General features: G+C 51.3%; 15 protein-coding genes and 1 pseudogene. 13 read left to right on the forward strand and 3 right to left on the reverse strand.

From position 1 onward, the window contains the following. Positions 1 to 43: 43 nt before the first annotated feature. The 13 genes and pseudogenes from A3GO_RS25110 to A3GO_RS22065 all read left to right on the forward strand — a co-directional run bounded on the left by A3GO_RS25110 (position 44) and on the right by A3GO_RS22065 (position 13,243). On the forward strand, positions 44 to 523 hold the full coding sequence (locus A3GO_RS25110; RefSeq protein ID WP_051301711.1) for a c-type cytochrome: 480 nt from the start codon (positions 44 to 46) through the stop codon (positions 521 to 523). Then, a complete protein-coding gene (locus A3GO_RS22035; RefSeq protein WP_157606661.1) occupies positions 478 to 1,698 on the forward strand; it encodes a c-type cytochrome in 1,221 nt (406 codons plus the stop codon). Before A3GO_RS25110 ends, A3GO_RS22035 begins: the two co-directional genes overlap by 46 nt. A gap of 110 nt (positions 1,699 to 1,808) precedes the next feature. Beyond that, entirely contained in the window at positions 1,809 to 2,651 is an 843-nt protein-coding gene (locus A3GO_RS22040) for a DsbA family protein (protein WP_245621636.1), read from the forward strand. A 10-nt stretch (positions 2,652 to 2,661) separates the two neighbouring features. After that, positions 2,662 to 3,249, forward strand: a complete 588-nt coding sequence (locus A3GO_RS0101235; RefSeq protein WP_037374384.1) for a DsbE family thiol:disulfide interchange protein — start codon at positions 2,662 to 2,664, stop codon at positions 3,247 to 3,249. Positions 3,250 to 3,271: 22 nt separating this feature from the next. After that, positions 3,272 to 4,672: a multicopper oxidase family protein gene (locus tag A3GO_RS0101240; protein WP_029131848.1), complete on the forward strand. Its 1,401-nt coding sequence runs from the start codon at positions 3,272 to 3,274 to the stop codon at positions 4,670 to 4,672. Between the two features lie 158 nt (positions 4,673 to 4,830). Continuing rightward, positions 4,831 to 5,355, forward strand: a complete 525-nt coding sequence (locus A3GO_RS0101245) for a DUF411 domain-containing protein (RefSeq protein WP_084609640.1) — start codon at positions 4,831 to 4,833, stop codon at positions 5,353 to 5,355. Positions 5,356 to 5,481: 126 nt separating this feature from the next. Further along, entirely contained in the window at positions 5,482 to 6,027 is a 546-nt protein-coding gene (locus A3GO_RS22045; protein ID WP_084609662.1) for a TlpA family protein disulfide reductase, read from the forward strand. A 110-nt stretch (positions 6,028 to 6,137) separates the two neighbouring features. After that, positions 6,138 to 6,506 (forward strand): c-type cytochrome, encoded by a 369-nt coding sequence (locus A3GO_RS22050; protein ID WP_037374497.1) that lies wholly within the window; start codon positions 6,138 to 6,140, stop codon positions 6,504 to 6,506. A 48-nt stretch (positions 6,507 to 6,554) separates the two neighbouring features. Further along, positions 6,555 to 8,534, forward strand: a pseudogene (locus A3GO_RS22055) (heme lyase CcmF/NrfE family subunit). A 79-nt stretch (positions 8,535 to 8,613) separates the two neighbouring features. Then, positions 8,614 to 9,069 (forward strand): cytochrome c-type biogenesis protein, encoded by a 456-nt coding sequence (locus A3GO_RS0101265; RefSeq protein ID WP_029131852.1) that lies wholly within the window; start codon positions 8,614 to 8,616, stop codon positions 9,067 to 9,069. After that, positions 9,066 to 10,325 (forward strand): c-type cytochrome biogenesis protein CcmI, encoded by a 1,260-nt coding sequence (gene ccmI, locus A3GO_RS22060; RefSeq protein ID WP_051301715.1) that lies wholly within the window; start codon positions 9,066 to 9,068, stop codon positions 10,323 to 10,325. The genes A3GO_RS0101265 and ccmI overlap by 4 nt, the downstream gene beginning before the upstream one ends. 71 nt (positions 10,326 to 10,396) lie before the next feature. Beyond that, complete coding sequence (locus A3GO_RS25610; RefSeq protein WP_169720346.1) at positions 10,397 to 10,882, forward strand: c-type cytochrome; 486 nt, start codon at positions 10,397 to 10,399, stop codon at positions 10,880 to 10,882. Between the two features lie 315 nt (positions 10,883 to 11,197). Next, the gene (locus A3GO_RS22065) at positions 11,198 to 13,243 is read left to right on the forward strand and encodes a nitrite/sulfite reductase (RefSeq protein WP_051301716.1); all 2,046 of its coding nucleotides are present in this window, start codon (positions 11,198 to 11,200) and stop codon (positions 13,241 to 13,243) included. Between the two features lie 77 nt (positions 13,244 to 13,320). Here the strand turns inward: A3GO_RS22065 and A3GO_RS26425 are convergent, their stop codons facing one another. From A3GO_RS26425 to A3GO_RS0101285, 3 genes are all read right to left on the reverse strand, one after another. After that, a complete protein-coding gene (locus A3GO_RS26425) occupies positions 13,321 to 13,665 on the reverse strand; it encodes a hypothetical protein (RefSeq protein ID WP_211245077.1) in 345 nt (114 codons plus the stop codon). Positions 13,666 to 13,968: 303 nt separating this feature from the next. Beyond that, a complete protein-coding gene (locus A3GO_RS0101280; protein ID WP_157606662.1) occupies positions 13,969 to 14,301 on the reverse strand; it encodes a hypothetical protein in 333 nt (110 codons plus the stop codon). Between the two features lie 262 nt (positions 14,302 to 14,563). Further along, positions 14,564 to 15,922, reverse strand: a complete 1,359-nt coding sequence (locus A3GO_RS0101285) for a sigma-54-dependent transcriptional regulator (protein WP_029131854.1) — start codon at positions 15,920 to 15,922, stop codon at positions 14,564 to 14,566. Between the last annotated feature and the right edge of the window lie 106 nt (positions 15,923 to 16,028).

Raw genomic sequence — 16,028 nt, forward strand, 5'->3', positions numbered from 1 at the left:
CACTAAAGATGGCCATATCAATCTAACAAAGGACAATTGAAAAATGATGTTGAAAAAAAATAGAGCGACCCTTTTCGTGCTGTTTGTACTGCTGCTGTTTGGTCTTTTTCTGCTTGGCGAGGCGAGTGCGCACGGTGGAGCTACAGGCGTAGTCAAAGAGCGCATGGAGTTGATGAAATCCATGGGCGATCAGATGAAAAAGATGGGTGCCATGGTGAAGGGGAAAGAGACCTTTGATGCTGCTTCGATAGCTGTTAGTGCACAGGAAATTAAACAGGCAGCACCAGAAATTACCCATCTGTTTCCGGAGGGGAGTTCCCATAATCCATCTGAAGCGCTTCCCAGAATCTGGGAAGAGCGGGGACGATTCGATGAGCTAACCGAAAAAATGATCTTGGAAGCCGGCAAACTGAGTGACCTGGCCATAGAAGAAGATCGGCGATCGATAGTGGTCCAGTTTACCAAGTTGGGAAAAACATGTTCTGCCTGTCATACAGATTTTCGGAAGAAGCAGGAAGAGTAGCGGACGACAAGTATATGTACAGGATGATGAAAATAAACACTGGGGTAATGCTATTAGTACTGTCGGTCGTTATTGCATTCCCCGCATTGGCGAAAACTGCAGAAGCCCCGTCAGTAAAACGGGGTGAATATATTTACGCAATGGGCGGTTGTGAATCCTGTCATGTGGACAGTACAAACAAGCAATCCGGTCCGTCAGGGGGGGTGGCATTGGAGACCCCTTTCGGTACCTTCTTCACTCCAAATATTACCCCTGATAGTGAGACAGGGATCGGGGGCTGGAGTGATCAACAGTTTCTGGATGCCATGCGGGAGGGTCTGTCACCGGACGGGGAGCACTATTTCCCCAGTTTTCCATACACTTCTTATACAAAGATGACTGACCGGGATCTTCTCGATCTGAAGGCCTATCTCTATTCATTGAAACCGGTGAGTCGCGCTACAAAGACCCATGAGCTGTCGTTTCCGTTCAATCAGCGTTGGTTGATGGGAATCTGGAAGACCCTGTTTTTCGAACAAGAGCCGTTTCAGCCAATTGCAACGAATACCGAATCCTGGAACAGGGGTGCTTATATCGTCAATGGTCCCGGACATTGTGCAGAGTGTCATACGCCCAGAAATATCTTCGGTGGTTTAAAGCGTGATGAATTACTGGCGGGTACGCCGGACGGACCCGACGGAGAATCGGTGCCATCGATCAATCCGCAAAAGGGAGAGTCATTCAAACAGTGGACTGGGGATGAGATCGTCTTTGCGCTGCAGACGGGAATGCTTCCCGATGGAGATTTTATTGGCGGTTCCATGGGCCATGTCGTCGAAAATTCCACATCGAAGCTGAGCGATAAAGATCTTTTGTCCATTTCAGAATACCTGCAATCTCCAGAAACCTCAGAAAGCAGTGGATTCTTTTCCGCAGTCGCTGGATCGGCCGATGATGCCGGCCAGAAGGTGAGTATTACTACAAACTGGCTGAGAGGGATGTTGGGTGATGTGATCAGGTGGGTGATCTGGCTGTTTCTCATTGGTGGGCTTATCTGGTTGGTTTCGGTGATGCTGCGAAGCAAGCGGCCGGATCTGAAGAAAAATAATATAAATGAGTTTGTAAGAAGTGCGAACCGCGTTAGAGAAGAGGTCGAACAGAATGAATCAGTGCAACAGAAAAAAGAGTTGGAATAGCATTAATTTTGAGTTCAGGAGATTGTAAGACAACCAGGTGTTTCTCGATCTATTTACAAATAAAACACCTTTGTTCTATTTGACCGATTGGAAAGTAAAGGAAAAACATCATGCTGGAAAAAACTATTTCACGCGGCTGGGATTCATCATTATGTTGGCTCTCTTTAGTCATATTGATGTCAGTAACATCAGTCGTAAACGCTGATACACAGGAGATAGACAAAGAACTGATTAAACAGGAAGTACGGAAAGAGCTGCAGCGCCTGATAGATAAAGAGGGTGCACTCGACGCAGCTATCGAGCGGAGCATAATTTCTTTCGTGGAGAAGCAACGTGCGCTGGCGCGTTCCAATCAACAGCGCAGCAGCGCGGAACAAGCCAAAAATGTACGCCCCGTATCGAATGAGGATCATATCTACGGGAATCCAAAAGCAGAGATCACATTAGTCGAATACTCGGATTTCGAATGTCCGTTCTGCAAGCGTTTCCATCCGACCGCAAAACAGCTTGTGGACCAGAGTGATGGGGCGGTTAACTGGGTATACCGTCATTTCCCCCTCGCATTCCACAATCCTGGCGCACAAAAGCAGGCGGAGGCTTCGGAGTGTGCAGGCAAGCTGGGAGGAGATGAAGCTTTTTGGCGATATTCGGAACTCATCTATGACCGCACGACATCCAACGGCAATGGTTTTCCGATTTCCAAACTTGTCCCATTAGCCGAGGAGATCGGTTTGGAGAGTGATCCATTTAAACAATGCCTCGACGATGGAGAGATGGCGTCAAAAGTTAAGGCAGACTATGAGAACGGTGTTGCATCGGGAGTAAGCGGCACACCCGGAAATATCTTTTTGCACAACAGCAGCGGTGATGCGGTGGCAATGGCAGGTGCATTACCGCTTGCAAGGCTTCAGGAAGCGGTGAATGCCTTATCCCGCAAACATGCTGACAAGTAGGGAATAGCACATGGCAAATGACTTGGCTGTTGAGAAACCCCGCTGTCTACGGTGGGGGACACTGGTACCATTTCTGGTTTTTGTCTTGATTTCCATTTTTTTGGCGATTGGACTGACTATGGATCCGCGCCTGGTCCCGTCACCACTTATAGGTAAAGCTGTACCCGAGTTCAATCTGCCACCGGTGAAGGGCCGGTCAGCCGGTCTTTCTGCGGAGAGCCTCAAAGGTGAAGTTTCATTGGTAAATGTTTTTGCCTCCTGGTGCACAGCTTGCCGGCAGGAGCATCCAATACTAATGGCTTTGAGCCGGAAAGGAAGCGTTTCCATTCATGGACTGAACTACAAAGACAAACCAGATGATGCCGCCGCCTGGCTGGATGAGTTGGGTGATCCATATACGCGCACAGGCGCGGATATCGATGGAATGGTAGGGCTTGACTGGGGAGTCTATGGGGTACCGGAAACCTTTGTCGTCGATAGCCAAGGTGTTATCCAATACAAACATATCGGTCCCATTAACGAGAAGATATACCTGGATACCCTTCAGCCCATTATCGAAAATCTTCGAAAGCAGGAAACGGCTGCGACCGGAGACTAAAGTTGAGTGAAAAAATTACACAATGAACAGGCGTGACTTTTTATACAGAACAGGTGCAGGACTGGCATGGTTGGTGACTCCGGCACTTGCGGTTGGTACCGAACAGAAAAAGAGATATCTCCTCCAGGCGGGCGAAGGCTTTAGCAATCTGGTTCCGGATGAAGATGTACAAACCGCAGTCTGGCAGTACAACCGGCAAACGCCGGGGCCAGTGATCAGAATCAAACAGGGCGAGACACTGCAGATTCCTTTTAGCAACAAATTGATACAGCCGACATCGATACATTGGCATGGATTGAGAATAGAAAACCGGATGGATGGCGTTCCCGGTATAACCCAATCGGTGATTGAACCGGGTACAGAGTTTCTATACGAGTTTACTCCTCCCGACGCAGGGACTTTCTGGTATCACACTCACAACCGCTCCTGGGAACAGATGGCAAGGGGACTTCACGGCGTCCTGATTGTCGAGGAGAAGGAGCCTATAGTCGTTGACCAGGATCTGGTCTGGGTGATCGACGACTGGTTGATCGATAGAGATGGGAATATTGATGAGTCCAGCCTTGGTGCCCTGCATGACTGGGCCCACGGTGGCCGGGTGGGAAATCTACTTACGGTAAATGGTAAAAGTCAGCCGGAATTTCCTGTATTCAGAGGTGAGCGAATACGCCTGCGCCTGGTCAACGTGGCGAATGCCAGGACGATGAATCTACGCTTTACTCAGGTATCACCCCAAGCCATTGCCATCGACGGTCAGCCCATTGTGCCTGCTCCGTTGGAAAACAGTGCACTCACCCTGGCACCCGGACAGCGAATAGACCTGATACTCGATATGACTATGAGTCCGGGCGAACGCATGGCTATGGAATTCTACCTCGGTGAAGAGGCAATGGTAGCAGCGAGTCTTGTTTGTGATTTGTACAAGGTGGTACGTGAAGTACCGCTCGATACCAATATTCAGCTAACGAAGAATCCACTTTCCACAACGCTCGATATGGCGAATGCCAGAACCGTCGACCTATCAATCGAAGGCGGTGCAATGGGTAGAATGAGAGAGGCGGTATTTAACGGCAGAAAACTGCCAATCCAAGAACTGGTCAAAGAGAAGAAGATCTGGGCAATAAATGGAATAGCCGGTCTTTCGGATGAACCGCTGTTCAGCGTGGAACGGGGAGAGACCGTTGTCATTCAGATGGACAATAAGAACCGCTGGCCACACGCTATGCACATCCATGGACATCATTTTATCAATATCGACGAAGGAGAAGGTTTTGATGTTGTGTGGCGTGATACCTTTCTGCTAAATCCAAATGGTAAAAAACGATTCGGATTTGTTGCAGATAATCCAGGTAAATGGCTGATTCACTGTCATATGATCGAGCATCAGGCTGGTGGAATGGTGACCTGGTTTGAGGTGGTCTGATTGTACTGCAAGTTAAGATGAGCTGTTGCACAGTATGATACTGGCATCAATCCATCAGTAACAGGAGTGCTTGCTACAGTAATCTTAAAGGACGGGTTCTGCATTCAGTCAGAGGCGGTGACCATTAGAATCTGTCGCAAGATATTCGGAGAAAGATGATGAGTAAATCAAAGAGAATCAGGAGATCGAGCCCCACCAATCAGCAAGGCACCAGAAGAAATCTGTTTGGTCAGTCACAAAAGGTGATTATTGGAACAGTATCAATTGTTTTGATCGGCGTGCTTGTTTGGTTGCCAAAGGAAAACCAGGCTGGTTTTCCTGAAGTTACAGTATACAAATCGCCGACCTGTGGCTGTTGTGGGAAATGGATTGACCACATGAAGGAAAAAGGATTCAAAGTGATAACCCACAATCGACAGGACATGAATCAGATCAAACAGGAGTATGGAGTGGACTACAAGCTGAGGTCTTGTCACACCGCGGTAGTCGAAGATTATGTGTTGGAAGGACACATTCCTGCTGAGGATATAAGGCGGCTACTGAAAGAACGTCCAGCAGTAGACGGGCTTGCGGTACCGGGCATGCCAGCCGGGTCTCCGGGGATGGAGAGCAAGAATGAGGACCTGTATGAAGTTATTGCTTTTGCAAAAGGGAAGAAGAACGCCATCTATGAAAGACACTAAGTAAAGATGGGCTCTAATTGAATAGATTCAGGAATGCTCGGATGACCACATGAGTGTGATATGCCATCAATGAACAGAGTGTTACTACCGCTGATTATAGCCGTAGCATCCCTTTTAGCAGGGACAATGATCTGGTATCAGTTTTCGGACGCTCAAGAATCCGGTGAAGTAAAAGAGACGGAAATCGCAATCGAAAATATTGGCCCGTTGCGCAGGATAAGCCCTCCGCGCCCGCTACCTGAATTTCGTTTTATCGACAGTTCGGGAGTGGAACACACATTGAGAGACTTCAGCGGTAAGACGCTTCTGGTCAATATTTGGGCAACCTGGTGCCCCCCTTGCCGGGAGGAGATGCCGTCTCTGGATCGCTTGAGCTCCAGGTTGGGCGGGAAAGATTTCGCTGTTGTTGCAATTTCAACTGACCTGAATGGAATCTCTGTCGTTCAAGACTTCTTTCAACAAATCGGTATCAACTCTCTGGAGACATATATTGATTATAACGGTGAAACTGAGAACGCATTGAAAGTGCCTGGGCTGCCGACGACGATACTTGTTGATACGAAGGGTAATTCAATCGGCGTCAAGGTGGGGCCAATGCAGTGGGATAGCGAGCCTGTTGTCGCAGTGATAAACGCTCAGATTGCATCTGAAGATAGATTGGAAAGCAAGTAGAGATGAATCCCTTCGACAGAAAAAACTTCAATTACTTAACCAGGCGAGCACACAGCTTACAGGATAGAGCGTTAGACAGGTTTAGCGGAAGAAGGAACTTGGTTATTGCCATGACAATTCCGATATTGCTGACTGCCTGTGACGTGCCCGGACCGGAAGCCAGACGACAGGCATTGCATCTCCCTCCGCCAGGTTTTAAGGGTATTGTAGAAAAAGGCATTGAGCCGTTTGAGAAGTATTGCATGGTATGTCACGGCGTAAAGGGAAGGGGAACTGATCAGGGTCCACCGCTGATTGATCGTGTTTATCGTCCGGATCATCATGCCGATCTTAGTTTTCATATCGCGGTGCGCGACGGAGTGAAGTCTCATCATTGGAGGCATGGCGATATGCAGCCTATCCCGCTGATTACACCGGAAGAGACGGAGCATATTGTCGCTTATATACGCGAGGAGCAGAGACGAGTGGGAATAGAGTAGATATATCTTTGATCTGAATTGCTGATATGAGTTAACAGGACGAAAAATATGATACCAGAAATCGGACATGTGGCACTGATCCTGGCGTTGGGTATGGCCATAATACAGGCTGTGTTCCCGGTCATCGGTGCGCATCGTGGGATTCATTCATGGATCGCGCTGGCGCGGCCGGTTGCCCGTGCTCAGCTGCTGTTCATGCTGATCTCCTATGGCTGCCTTACCTACGCCTTCCTCACCAACGACTTTTCGGTGCGCTATGTAGCGACCAATTCCAACACTGCGCTGCCAACCCTCTACCTGGTTTCCGGCGTCTGGGGTGCGCATGAGGGATCGCTGCTGCTTTGGGCTTTAATCCTATCGCTGTGGACCGGTGCGGTTACGCTGTTCAGCCGCAGCGTGCCGGCAGCAATGCTGGCCAGAGTGGTGGGCGTAATGGGCATGGTGAGCATTGGTTTCATACTGTTCATGCTGTTGACTTCTAATCCATTTGATCGGTTGATCAATGTGCCGGCGGAGGGTAGGGATCTCAATCCATTGCTGCAGGACGTGGGGCTGGCGATCCATCCGCCCATGCTGTACATGGGATATGTTGGCTTTTCGGTAGCTTTTGCATTTGCCATTGCTGCCATGCTGGGCGGGCGTCTGGACGCGGCCTGGGCGCGTTGGTCGCGGCCGTGGACCAATATTGCATGGGTGTTTCTGACCTTGGGAATCATGCTCGGCAGCTGGTGGGCTTATTACGAACTGGGCTGGGGCGGCTGGTGGTTTTGGGACCCGGTCGAGAACGCTTCGTTCATGCCCTGGCTGATAGGTACCGCACTGATTCACTCACTTGCGGTAACCGAGAAGCGCGGTGCGTTCAAGGCGTGGACCGTACTACTGGCGATATTCGCGTTTTCACTCAGTCTGCTGGGTACGTTTCTGGTCCGCTCCGGTGTGCTGACATCTGTCCATGCTTTTGCCACCGATCCCGGCCGCGGCATATTCATCCTGTTGTTCCTGGGTGTGGTGATCGGCGGTTCGCTGCTGCTCTACTCCTGGCGCGCCTCGCAGATCCGCAGCAGTGTCAAGTTCAGTATGATCTCGCGTGAGACCGGGCTTTTGATGAACAACGTGTTTCTGGTGGTGGCCTGCGCCAGTGTGCTGCTGGGGACGCTTTACCCCCTGGTGCTGGACGCGCTGGGTGTGGGTAAGATTTCGGTGGGTCCACCCTATTTCAACAGCGTCTTCATTCCATTGACCATACCGCTGGCGATCTTTGTCGGTGTTGGTGCATTGACCCGCTGGAAAGAGGATTCCGCTGCACGGCTGGCTGGAAAACTGACATTTACTTTAATAGCCAGTCTGGCCGTGGGTTTTGGTCTGACGCTGTTGCTGGCACCGTAATTCAACTGGGGTGCCGCGCTTGGCCTGGTGCTGGCTATCTGGGTTGCGCTCACGACGATTCTCTGGCTGGTCGACCGTGCCGGTGGCCGGCGCAGCTTCTGGCAAATGCTGGTTACCCTGCCGCGCGGCGGCTGGGGCATGATGTTCGGCCATATGGGTCTGGCGGTCTTCATCGTCGGTATCACGCTGACCTCGATCTACAGCACCGAGAAGGACGTTCGGCTGGATCCTGGTCAGAGCTACAGCCTGGGGGGTTACGATTTTCTGTTCAAGGGTGCCGAACGGGTTAGGGGACCCAACTATACAGCGCATGAGGCAGTAGTCGAAGTGAGCCGGGACGGCGCTCCGGTAGCGGTGCTGCGTCCGCAAAAGCGCAACTACCAGAGCGGCCAGCCAATGACCGAGGCGGGTATAGATGCCGGACTGACGCGCGATCTGTTCGTTGCGTTGGGAGAACCCTTAGGTAGTCAGGGCGCATGGAGCCTGCGCATCTACCATAAGCCGTTCATCCGCTGGATCTGGCTGGGTTTCATCTTTATGGCGATAGGAGGCACTCTGGCGGCCAGCGACAGACGCTACTTTCAGCTTGTTCGAAAGGCGCGGGCGGTGGCGGCTAAACAAGCAACGGTGGGCGCTGCATGAAAGCTTGTCTTCAAGTTTCGCTCGGCGTCGGACAGACCTTCAGTTATAAACTGTTGATACAGGGGTTGGAGAATAGCTGATGAAGCGGCCGTTCTGGATATTCATATTGCTCTTTCCACTGATCGCAATGGCCAGGGTTGAGGTTTATCAGTTCGACGACCCTGCACAGGAGGCGCGCTACAAGCAGCTGATCGAAGAGCTGCGCTGCCTGGTGTGCCAGAATCAGAACCTGGCGGATTCCAATGCGGAGTTGGCGCAGGATATGCGGCGTATCGCCTATGAGATGATTGGCCGTGGTGAATCCGATGAACAGGTAATTGCATTCATGGTGCAGCGTTACGGTGAGTTCGTGCTCTATCGGCCGCCATTTCAGAGATCGACCGCAATGCTCTGGGTAGGACCTTTCATTATTCTGGGTGCAGCGGTATTGGTACTTCTTCTAATCATCCGGCGCCGTGCTGCAGAGAAGAGCGCTCCTCTGACAGCGGAAGATCACGAACGCGCCCGGCAACTTCTCGACGATTACAAGACATGATGCTTTTCTGGACAATCACGGCGGCCATGATTGTGGCTGCCCTGTTACTGCTTGCGCCGGCGCTGCTGCGCAATAGGCATTCGGATTCACTTGATCGGGACCAGCAGAATGTGGTCATCGCCCGGGAACGGCTGGCGGAGCTGCAGGCCGAGCGGGACCAGGATATTCTCGATCAGGCTCAGTTCGAACAGGCAAAAAGCGAGCTGGAGTTGTCGCTGCTGCAGGATCTCGATCAGAAGGGAGATGAGTCGGTTAGTGCCAAGACTGAAAAAAGCGGACGACTGGCGCTGGGAATAGTAGCGGTATTCGTGCCGGTGCTTACACTGGGGCTCTACTCCTATCTGGGAACACAGGACATGGTGGAGCCGAGAAACCCCGCGCTGGCCGAAGCTCTCGCAAGCGGGGGAGAGCTGCCCTCGGTGGAGCAGATGATCGGCGCGCTGGTGGAACGCCTCAAGCAGAATCCGGACGACGCCCAGGGTTGGTACCTGCTTGGGCGCACCAATATGGCACTGAAGGATTTTGCCACTGCGGCCACGGCATTTGAAAAGGTGCAGCAACTGGTGGGTGATGAGCCTTCGGTGTTGCTCGCCTGGGCCGACGCGCTGGCCATGAGCGAGGAGGGGAATATGCTTGGCAAGCCGGCCGAATTGATCCGCAAGGCGGTCGAACTGGTGCCGGAGGATACCACCGCCCTGTGGCTTGCGGGTATGGTCGAGGAGCAGGCGGAAAACTATGCGCTGGCAATCTCCTACTGGGAACGGCTGGCGCCGCAACTGCAGGACGATCCGCAGGCGAGCATGCGAATTGCAACGCTGATAAACCAGGCCAGGGAGAAGGGCGGGATGAGCGTTCCGCCAGTTACGGCGGTTGCGCCCGTACCCGGCATGGAGAAAGTGGCGGTAGCGGGCAAAAGTGTTACCGTCCGGGTGAGCCTGTCACCCGAACTGAGTAGTCAAGTGAGTCCCGATGAGGCGCTGTTTATCTACGCCCGGGCCATGCAGGGTCCCAAGATGCCGCTGGCTGCGGCACGTCGACAGGTGAAAGAGCTGCCGCTGAAACTGACGCTGGACGATACCGGTGCAATGATGCCGGCGATGAAAATCTCCAATTTCGAGCAGGTGGTGGTGGGTGCCCGGGTTTCCCGCTCCGGCGGTGCAATAGCGCAGAGCGGCGATCTCAGGGGGGAAGTTGTAGCGGTTACTGTGGGAGCGGAGCCGGTTGTCGACATAGTCATCGACAAAGTTGTGCCTTGAATCGTTCGTGCAGACGGCCTCCCCAATGAGAGCCTGGTAACTATTCTGAAACCACTCGAATGATTCCAGCCATGAGAAATGCACGAACCCGCTATCTTCTGTTCTTTTTATTCAGTTCATTGCTGCCTGCATCCGCAAGGTTGGAGATTAGGATCAGCACGGCCGATCGCTGGTATACCAAGGCCCAGGTAGACCAGGGAAAAGCGCTGTTCGCTATACACTGTGCAGAGTGTCATGGAAAAAGCGGAGAATCGATTCCGCTTTGGAATCGACCTGGTCCCGATGGCAACTACCCTCCGCCTCCCCTAAATGGTACGGGACATACTTGGCATCACGAACTTTCGTTGCTTCGCAGAATCATTCACGAAGGTGGTATGAAAACAGGGGGAAGGATGCCGGCCTTTTCTGAAATACTTTTCAGTGAAGAGATTGATTCTCTTATCGCAGGTTTTCAATCACTTTGGTCTGATGATATTTACCGCAAGTGGAATGGATCGGTATATAACAGGATTAGACAACCAGAAAATATCCAGGATCTGCTCAGAGAGTTGGAATAGCCTCTTTGGATTTGTAAGAAAACGCCAGCATTTGTGTCAAAAGCGTCGTTGCGTGCGAACTGTCGTGCCCATCATTGTTTATACCACTTCGAACTATCAAGCCTCTCGTCAGCACCGGAAGTTGGGTTGCTGAATTCAAGAAATTCAAAATCAAGAAAAATGAATCATTATCAATAATAATCATTTTACATGATATGTACGGTTCTCCAGTATAAGAAGAAATTCCGTTGATGTATTCGCGTTAAGCAGTAAGGCATCCCTATTGACAACCCGAAGCTGTCATTCCGGATTGGACCAGAAACCTTGGAGTCAACCATGAACTCACTCATAGACGAAGCGGATTTTGACGACTATGAAAGACACTTACGGGCCTTCAATAGGGGGGAGTTGGATCCACACAGATTTGTCGGAATTCGCCTCAATCTGGGGGTATATGCCCAGCGTCAGGAAGGGATGTGTATGGTCCGGGCAAAGCTTCCGGGAGGCCGACTGAGTCCGCACCAGCTGCGCGGTTTTGCATCAGCGGTGCGGAGATATTCCGGTACCGATAGTGTTCACATCACTACACGCCAAGATATCCAATTCCACTACATTCCACTGGAGAAGACGGCACGGCTGCAGCGGCACCTGGGTGCTTACGGCATCGCCACCCGCGAAGCGGGAGGCAACACGGTTCGCAATATCACCGGCTGTCCACTCTCCGGCGCCTGCCCCGCTGAACGGGTCGATATCAACCCTTACATCGACAGAGTAGCCAGTCACTTCGTGCGCCATCCTTTGACTGCAGCACTGCCGCGCAAGATTAAGTTCAGCTTCTCCGGTTGTGAAAGCGACTGCGCCAATGGTTTGGTGCATGATCTCGGTGTGATTGCGACCCAGAAAAACGGTCATCCGGGATTCCGTCTGCTGGTTGGAGGCGGTCTTGGCGGCCGTCCCAAAGAGGCGATCGTTGCACTGCCGTTCGTACACGAGGCCGAACTGATTCCCGCCATTGAGGCAGTCCTCTCGGTGCACGACAAATACTCAGACCGAAAACGCAAGATGCGTTCACGTATCAAGTTCCTGGTCGACCGCTTCGGTGAAGCGCTGTTTCGGGAAAAGATTGAAAAGGAGTTTGAACGGACACTGGGTGCGTATACACCAGCAAATTCCACATTGACCCGGTGGCGCAATCCTGAAGCAGACTCGATCAGATTCAAGCCACAACTGCGTGCTCCTTCCAGCCAGCATCAGAAGAATCTGAACACGCTGCCGGTGACGGTGCCCAACGGTCAGCTGACTGTTCGCCAATTGCAATGCATTGCGCGGTTGATGCAGGTCGAGGGATTGACAGAAATACGTACGACGCAGGATCAGAACATCACCTTTTTCCATGTACCTAAGGATCGCCTTGGAGCAGTAAGCATTGCTTTGGAAGCGATGGGACTGGCGCTACCACGCAGCGGGGATCGGGTGGTCTCCTGCCCGGGCACCGCCACCTGCCCTCTGGGTATCACCGCGTCGCGTCGTATCGCACCTCGTCTCAACGGCGGAACGGGTGACCTGACAGTGCGTATCAATGGCTGTCAGAACGGTTGCGCCAATGCGGCCATCTCCGACATAGGCCTCTACGGCAAGGGTCGTCGCCATCACGGCAGGCTGGTACCCAGCTATGGCCTGCAGCTGGGCGGCAATGGCAGTGAAGGGGGCGGCATCGGTATCAATGGGCCGGATATTCCTGCCATAAGGGTACCGACAGCCGTTAAGCTGTTGCACGACAGCTATCAGGATAACCGACAGGTGGATGAAACCTTTTCTGACTGGGTGCGGCGTGAAGGGCGGCAATATTTTGATGGATTACTCGCACACCTGACTCAAGTCGGATCGACAGAGCTTGTCTTCCTGACCCGCGATCACGGGGACAGCACGCTTTTCAAGGTGGAGTCTCAAGGTGTGGGCGAGTGCGCCGGCGCTACTGCGCCGCCAGCCGAAAAGCTGCTGCTCGATGCGCGCTACGAAGGGGAGCTGGCAATTGCTTTCGAAGCTAAGAATAAGCAAGCCGATGCGGGTGAATGCCTGTCAAACCAGCTTCTGTTCAGTGGGCGCGCGCTGCTCGAACTGGTCGACAGTAACCGGGATGTCAGTGGATTTCGTGAGTTGATTCCAGCACTGAATGAGCACTATGGTGTGCAACAGGAAGCGATCGCACGGCTGATAAAAATCAGCGCTGAACTGTCTTCATTCGGTGAGAGCCTGGACGAACTGCAGTTGCCCCAACTGATTGAAAAGGTTTCTGACTGGTCGGACTGGGCTGCAGAGCAGATCATGGCAGTGCATGATCAGCCTGCGCCCGCTGCCGTGTCAGCGGCGGCCCAGCATTGATGTGCGACGGGTCAGCTACCAGGGTTAGTGATGGGCAGTTAGCAGAATATTGATAATTTGATAATAAAGTGGCCTCCCTATGCCTTAAACGATCCTGATTGTGGCAATTTGACAGGAGAAGAATCTGCACTTCCATTGACCTCGCCAGATGTTTGAGCTTCTTCATTTTCAGTTGTACAACAAGAGTGGCTTTGGCTATTTTCATGGCCATCTCGATGCATCATGTACATCATGCCCACCATACCAATAGGGCAAACCAGTAAAAGGAAGGTTTCAAGCGAAGGTGCGCTGATACCTATCGTGGCAATTGCGAGAAGACCCACAATTGGTATGCCACAGCAAAGAACCATCATCCACATATGCTTGGTATGAAACTGGTTTTGCTTGTTCTTGTCACCAGGGACGGAATTTTTCGATGTCATCGGATATGTCTCACTATTATCGCCACACAATTAAATTAACTGCGCTACCTACGCCAGTAGTTCTGTATGAATCTCGACATGTTTCAACATGATAAAACCTATGTGCTACACATAGGTCAAGAATCCTTTATATGTAAATGCGCTCAAAATAATCGGGCTGACCGACAGCATCGGAACGACAAACCACCGACTGGTGGTCTATCGTTACCGGCTGTCAGGTCCTGGGTCCTACTTATGATCGGTAGTTTCGTGAATGACATCGGGTGCATTGCCCATGTTGCCAGACTACCGTGACGAACCAAATTACTTCTTGTTTTCAGTCATCTGATGCATCATGTCTTCTTTGTTTTGTTCATTCTGGTGGCCCATTTCGGGCGGGCTGCTGGGTGAAGAGCTGAGTTCCGCCTTGTGGGCAGTAATCTGATGCGTAATGTCTTCCTTGTTTTGTTCGTTCGTGTGCCCCATGTCAGGTGCTTGCGCCTTGCTTGGATTCATTAAAGCAGGATCTTTATGATCCGCACTGTGGCCGGTCATTATGTCTCCGCTTGCGTCATTTGTAACACCATCCGCAACTACAGCTCCAGAGAACAGAAGCGTTGAAAGAACGGCGCCGAAAAGATTTTTAAATTTACTCATAACCAATATCTCCATAATCAGGTTGTTTTGAATTTTCAGCCAAGATGAACTTGGTATCTTCGTATGAGCAAATGCAATGCCAGTTTATAAAAATACAGTAATAACTTATTAAAAACAGCAGGATACAAATATTTTCACAGGAGATATGTATGCAGGAGCAGAGGAAGAGAAACCAACAAAAACACTAAACAGTTACAAAATCGAACGAAGTGTTAATCCGATAACCAAACATTAGATAGGCTGGCTTTTGGGAGTTATCAATCTATGAGTCAAGTCCATATTTTGCGATTTTTCGATCCAACGCAGGCCTGGATGTGCCCAATATTTCACATGCTTTGCCTTTGTGCCAACGGGTGTGCAGCAGTATTTCTTGTATGTGCTCTTTCTCTAATTCGTCAAGTGAGATCAGGCGTGGTTTTGAGGAGGCTTCTTCTTCAATCTCTGGATCCATATTTTCCGGTTTGTCCGGCAAGGCGAGTAGATCCGCGGTAATGGTATTTGTGCGTGCGAGGACAGCGGCACGTGTAAGGGTATTCTCCAACTCGCGAATGTTTCCCGGCCACTGATAGGCTTTCATGAGGTGCCAGGCATTTTCTGCCAAATGTTTCACAGCGGTATGTTGTTTGTTGTTGATTTTTGTAAGTAGATGCTCGGTGAGCATCGGCAAGTCGTCCATGCGTTCGCGCAATGGGGGCAGGTGGATGTGAATTACGTTCAACCGATAAAATAGATCCTCCCGGAATTGGCCGCTGCCCACCATAGCCTTGATATCCCGATTGGTGGCAGCGAGTATTCTCGCGTTCGAATGCTGTGTCTGTGTGCCGCCAACCCGCTCAAAACTGCCTTCCTGCAGTACCCGAAGTAATTTTGCTTGCAGGGCTGCCGGCATTTCGCCTAATTCATCAAGAAACAGGGTGCCGTCGACGGTCTGCTCGAATTTACCTTCCTTATAGGCGACAGCGCCGGTGAAGCTGCCTTTTTCATGTCCGAAAAGTTCGCTCTCCAACAGGTTTTCAGCGAGGGCTGAGCAGTTGATTGCGAGAAATAATCCCTTTCGTCCTGAGTGATGATGAAGGGCCCGTGCTACAACCTCCTTACCCGTTCCGCTCTCCCCTGTGATCAGAACAGGTGCATTGCTCGATGCGACACTGCCAATGGTTTTACAGATACCCAGTATCGATGAACTCCTGCCAATGATTTGGCCTACATCAATTTGGTACTCTTCAGAATTGGTTACTGCAGTTACCTGGCGTGAAAGGCGGTGGGACTTCAGTGCATTTGATAAGGTAGTATCCAGTTCAAATTCATCCATCGGCTTGCGGATGAAATCATGGGCTCCCAGCCCCATCGCCTGAATCGCCAGGGTATTGTCGCTCACGCCGGTGATCATGATTACCGGCGGGTGAGGTGACTGTTCGACGATCTCCTTCAGGATGTCGATGCCAAATCCGTCAGGGAGTTGCTGGTCTAAAAGAATGAGATCGGGAATATTCAGCTTCAGTAACTTTCTTGCCTGATCAAGGGTTCGGGCAGACTGAGGATCATGATTTCGATCCTCCAAGTACATGGCCAGCAACTCGCTGAACACTTCATCATCTTCGATTATTAGAATATTGGCCATGGTTCTACTTATTGAAATTTCCTGAACCTTTATATTAACGCTTTGTCACAATGGATTGACAACCAGAGTGTCGCCGGTGTTCCCCAAGCCTGTTTGTGGTAGCGAA

It is taken from the genome of Sedimenticola selenatireducens DSM 17993, from assembly GCF_000428045.1.
Lineage (GTDB): Bacteria > Pseudomonadota > Gammaproteobacteria > Chromatiales > Chromatiaceae > Sedimenticola > Sedimenticola selenatireducens.

Coding starts and splice junctions, on each gene's coding strand:
- A3GO_RS25110 (WP_051301711.1), top strand. CDS start 44: ATGATGTTGAAAAAAAATAGAGCGACCCTTTTCGTGCTGTTTGTACTG.
- A3GO_RS22035 (WP_157606661.1), top strand. CDS start 478: ATGTTCTGCCTGTCATACAGATTTTCGGAAGAAGCAGGAAGAGTAGCG.
- A3GO_RS22040 (WP_245621636.1), top strand. CDS start 1,809: ATGCTGGAAAAAACTATTTCACGCGGCTGGGATTCATCATTATGTTGG.
- A3GO_RS0101235 (WP_037374384.1), top strand. CDS start 2,662: ATGGCAAATGACTTGGCTGTTGAGAAACCCCGCTGTCTACGGTGGGGG.
- A3GO_RS0101240 (WP_029131848.1), top strand. CDS start 3,272: ATGAACAGGCGTGACTTTTTATACAGAACAGGTGCAGGACTGGCATGG.
- A3GO_RS0101245 (WP_084609640.1), top strand. CDS start 4,831: ATGAGTAAATCAAAGAGAATCAGGAGATCGAGCCCCACCAATCAGCAA.
- A3GO_RS22045 (WP_084609662.1), top strand. CDS start 5,482: ATGATCTGGTATCAGTTTTCGGACGCTCAAGAATCCGGTGAAGTAAAA.
- A3GO_RS22050 (WP_037374497.1), top strand. CDS start 6,138: ATGACAATTCCGATATTGCTGACTGCCTGTGACGTGCCCGGACCGGAA.
- A3GO_RS0101265 (WP_029131852.1), top strand. CDS start 8,614: ATGAAGCGGCCGTTCTGGATATTCATATTGCTCTTTCCACTGATCGCA.
- ccmI (WP_051301715.1), top strand. CDS start 9,066: ATGATGCTTTTCTGGACAATCACGGCGGCCATGATTGTGGCTGCCCTG.
- A3GO_RS25610 (WP_169720346.1), top strand. CDS start 10,397: ATGAGAAATGCACGAACCCGCTATCTTCTGTTCTTTTTATTCAGTTCA.
- A3GO_RS22065 (WP_051301716.1), top strand. CDS start 11,198: ATGAACTCACTCATAGACGAAGCGGATTTTGACGACTATGAAAGACAC.
- A3GO_RS26425 (WP_211245077.1), bottom strand. CDS start 13,665: ATGACATCGAAAAATTCCGTCCCTGGTGACAAGAACAAGCAAAACCAG.
- A3GO_RS0101280 (WP_157606662.1), bottom strand. CDS start 14,301: ATGAGTAAATTTAAAAATCTTTTCGGCGCCGTTCTTTCAACGCTTCTG.
- A3GO_RS0101285 (WP_029131854.1), bottom strand. CDS start 15,922: ATGGCCAATATTCTAATAATCGAAGATGATGAAGTGTTCAGCGAGTTG.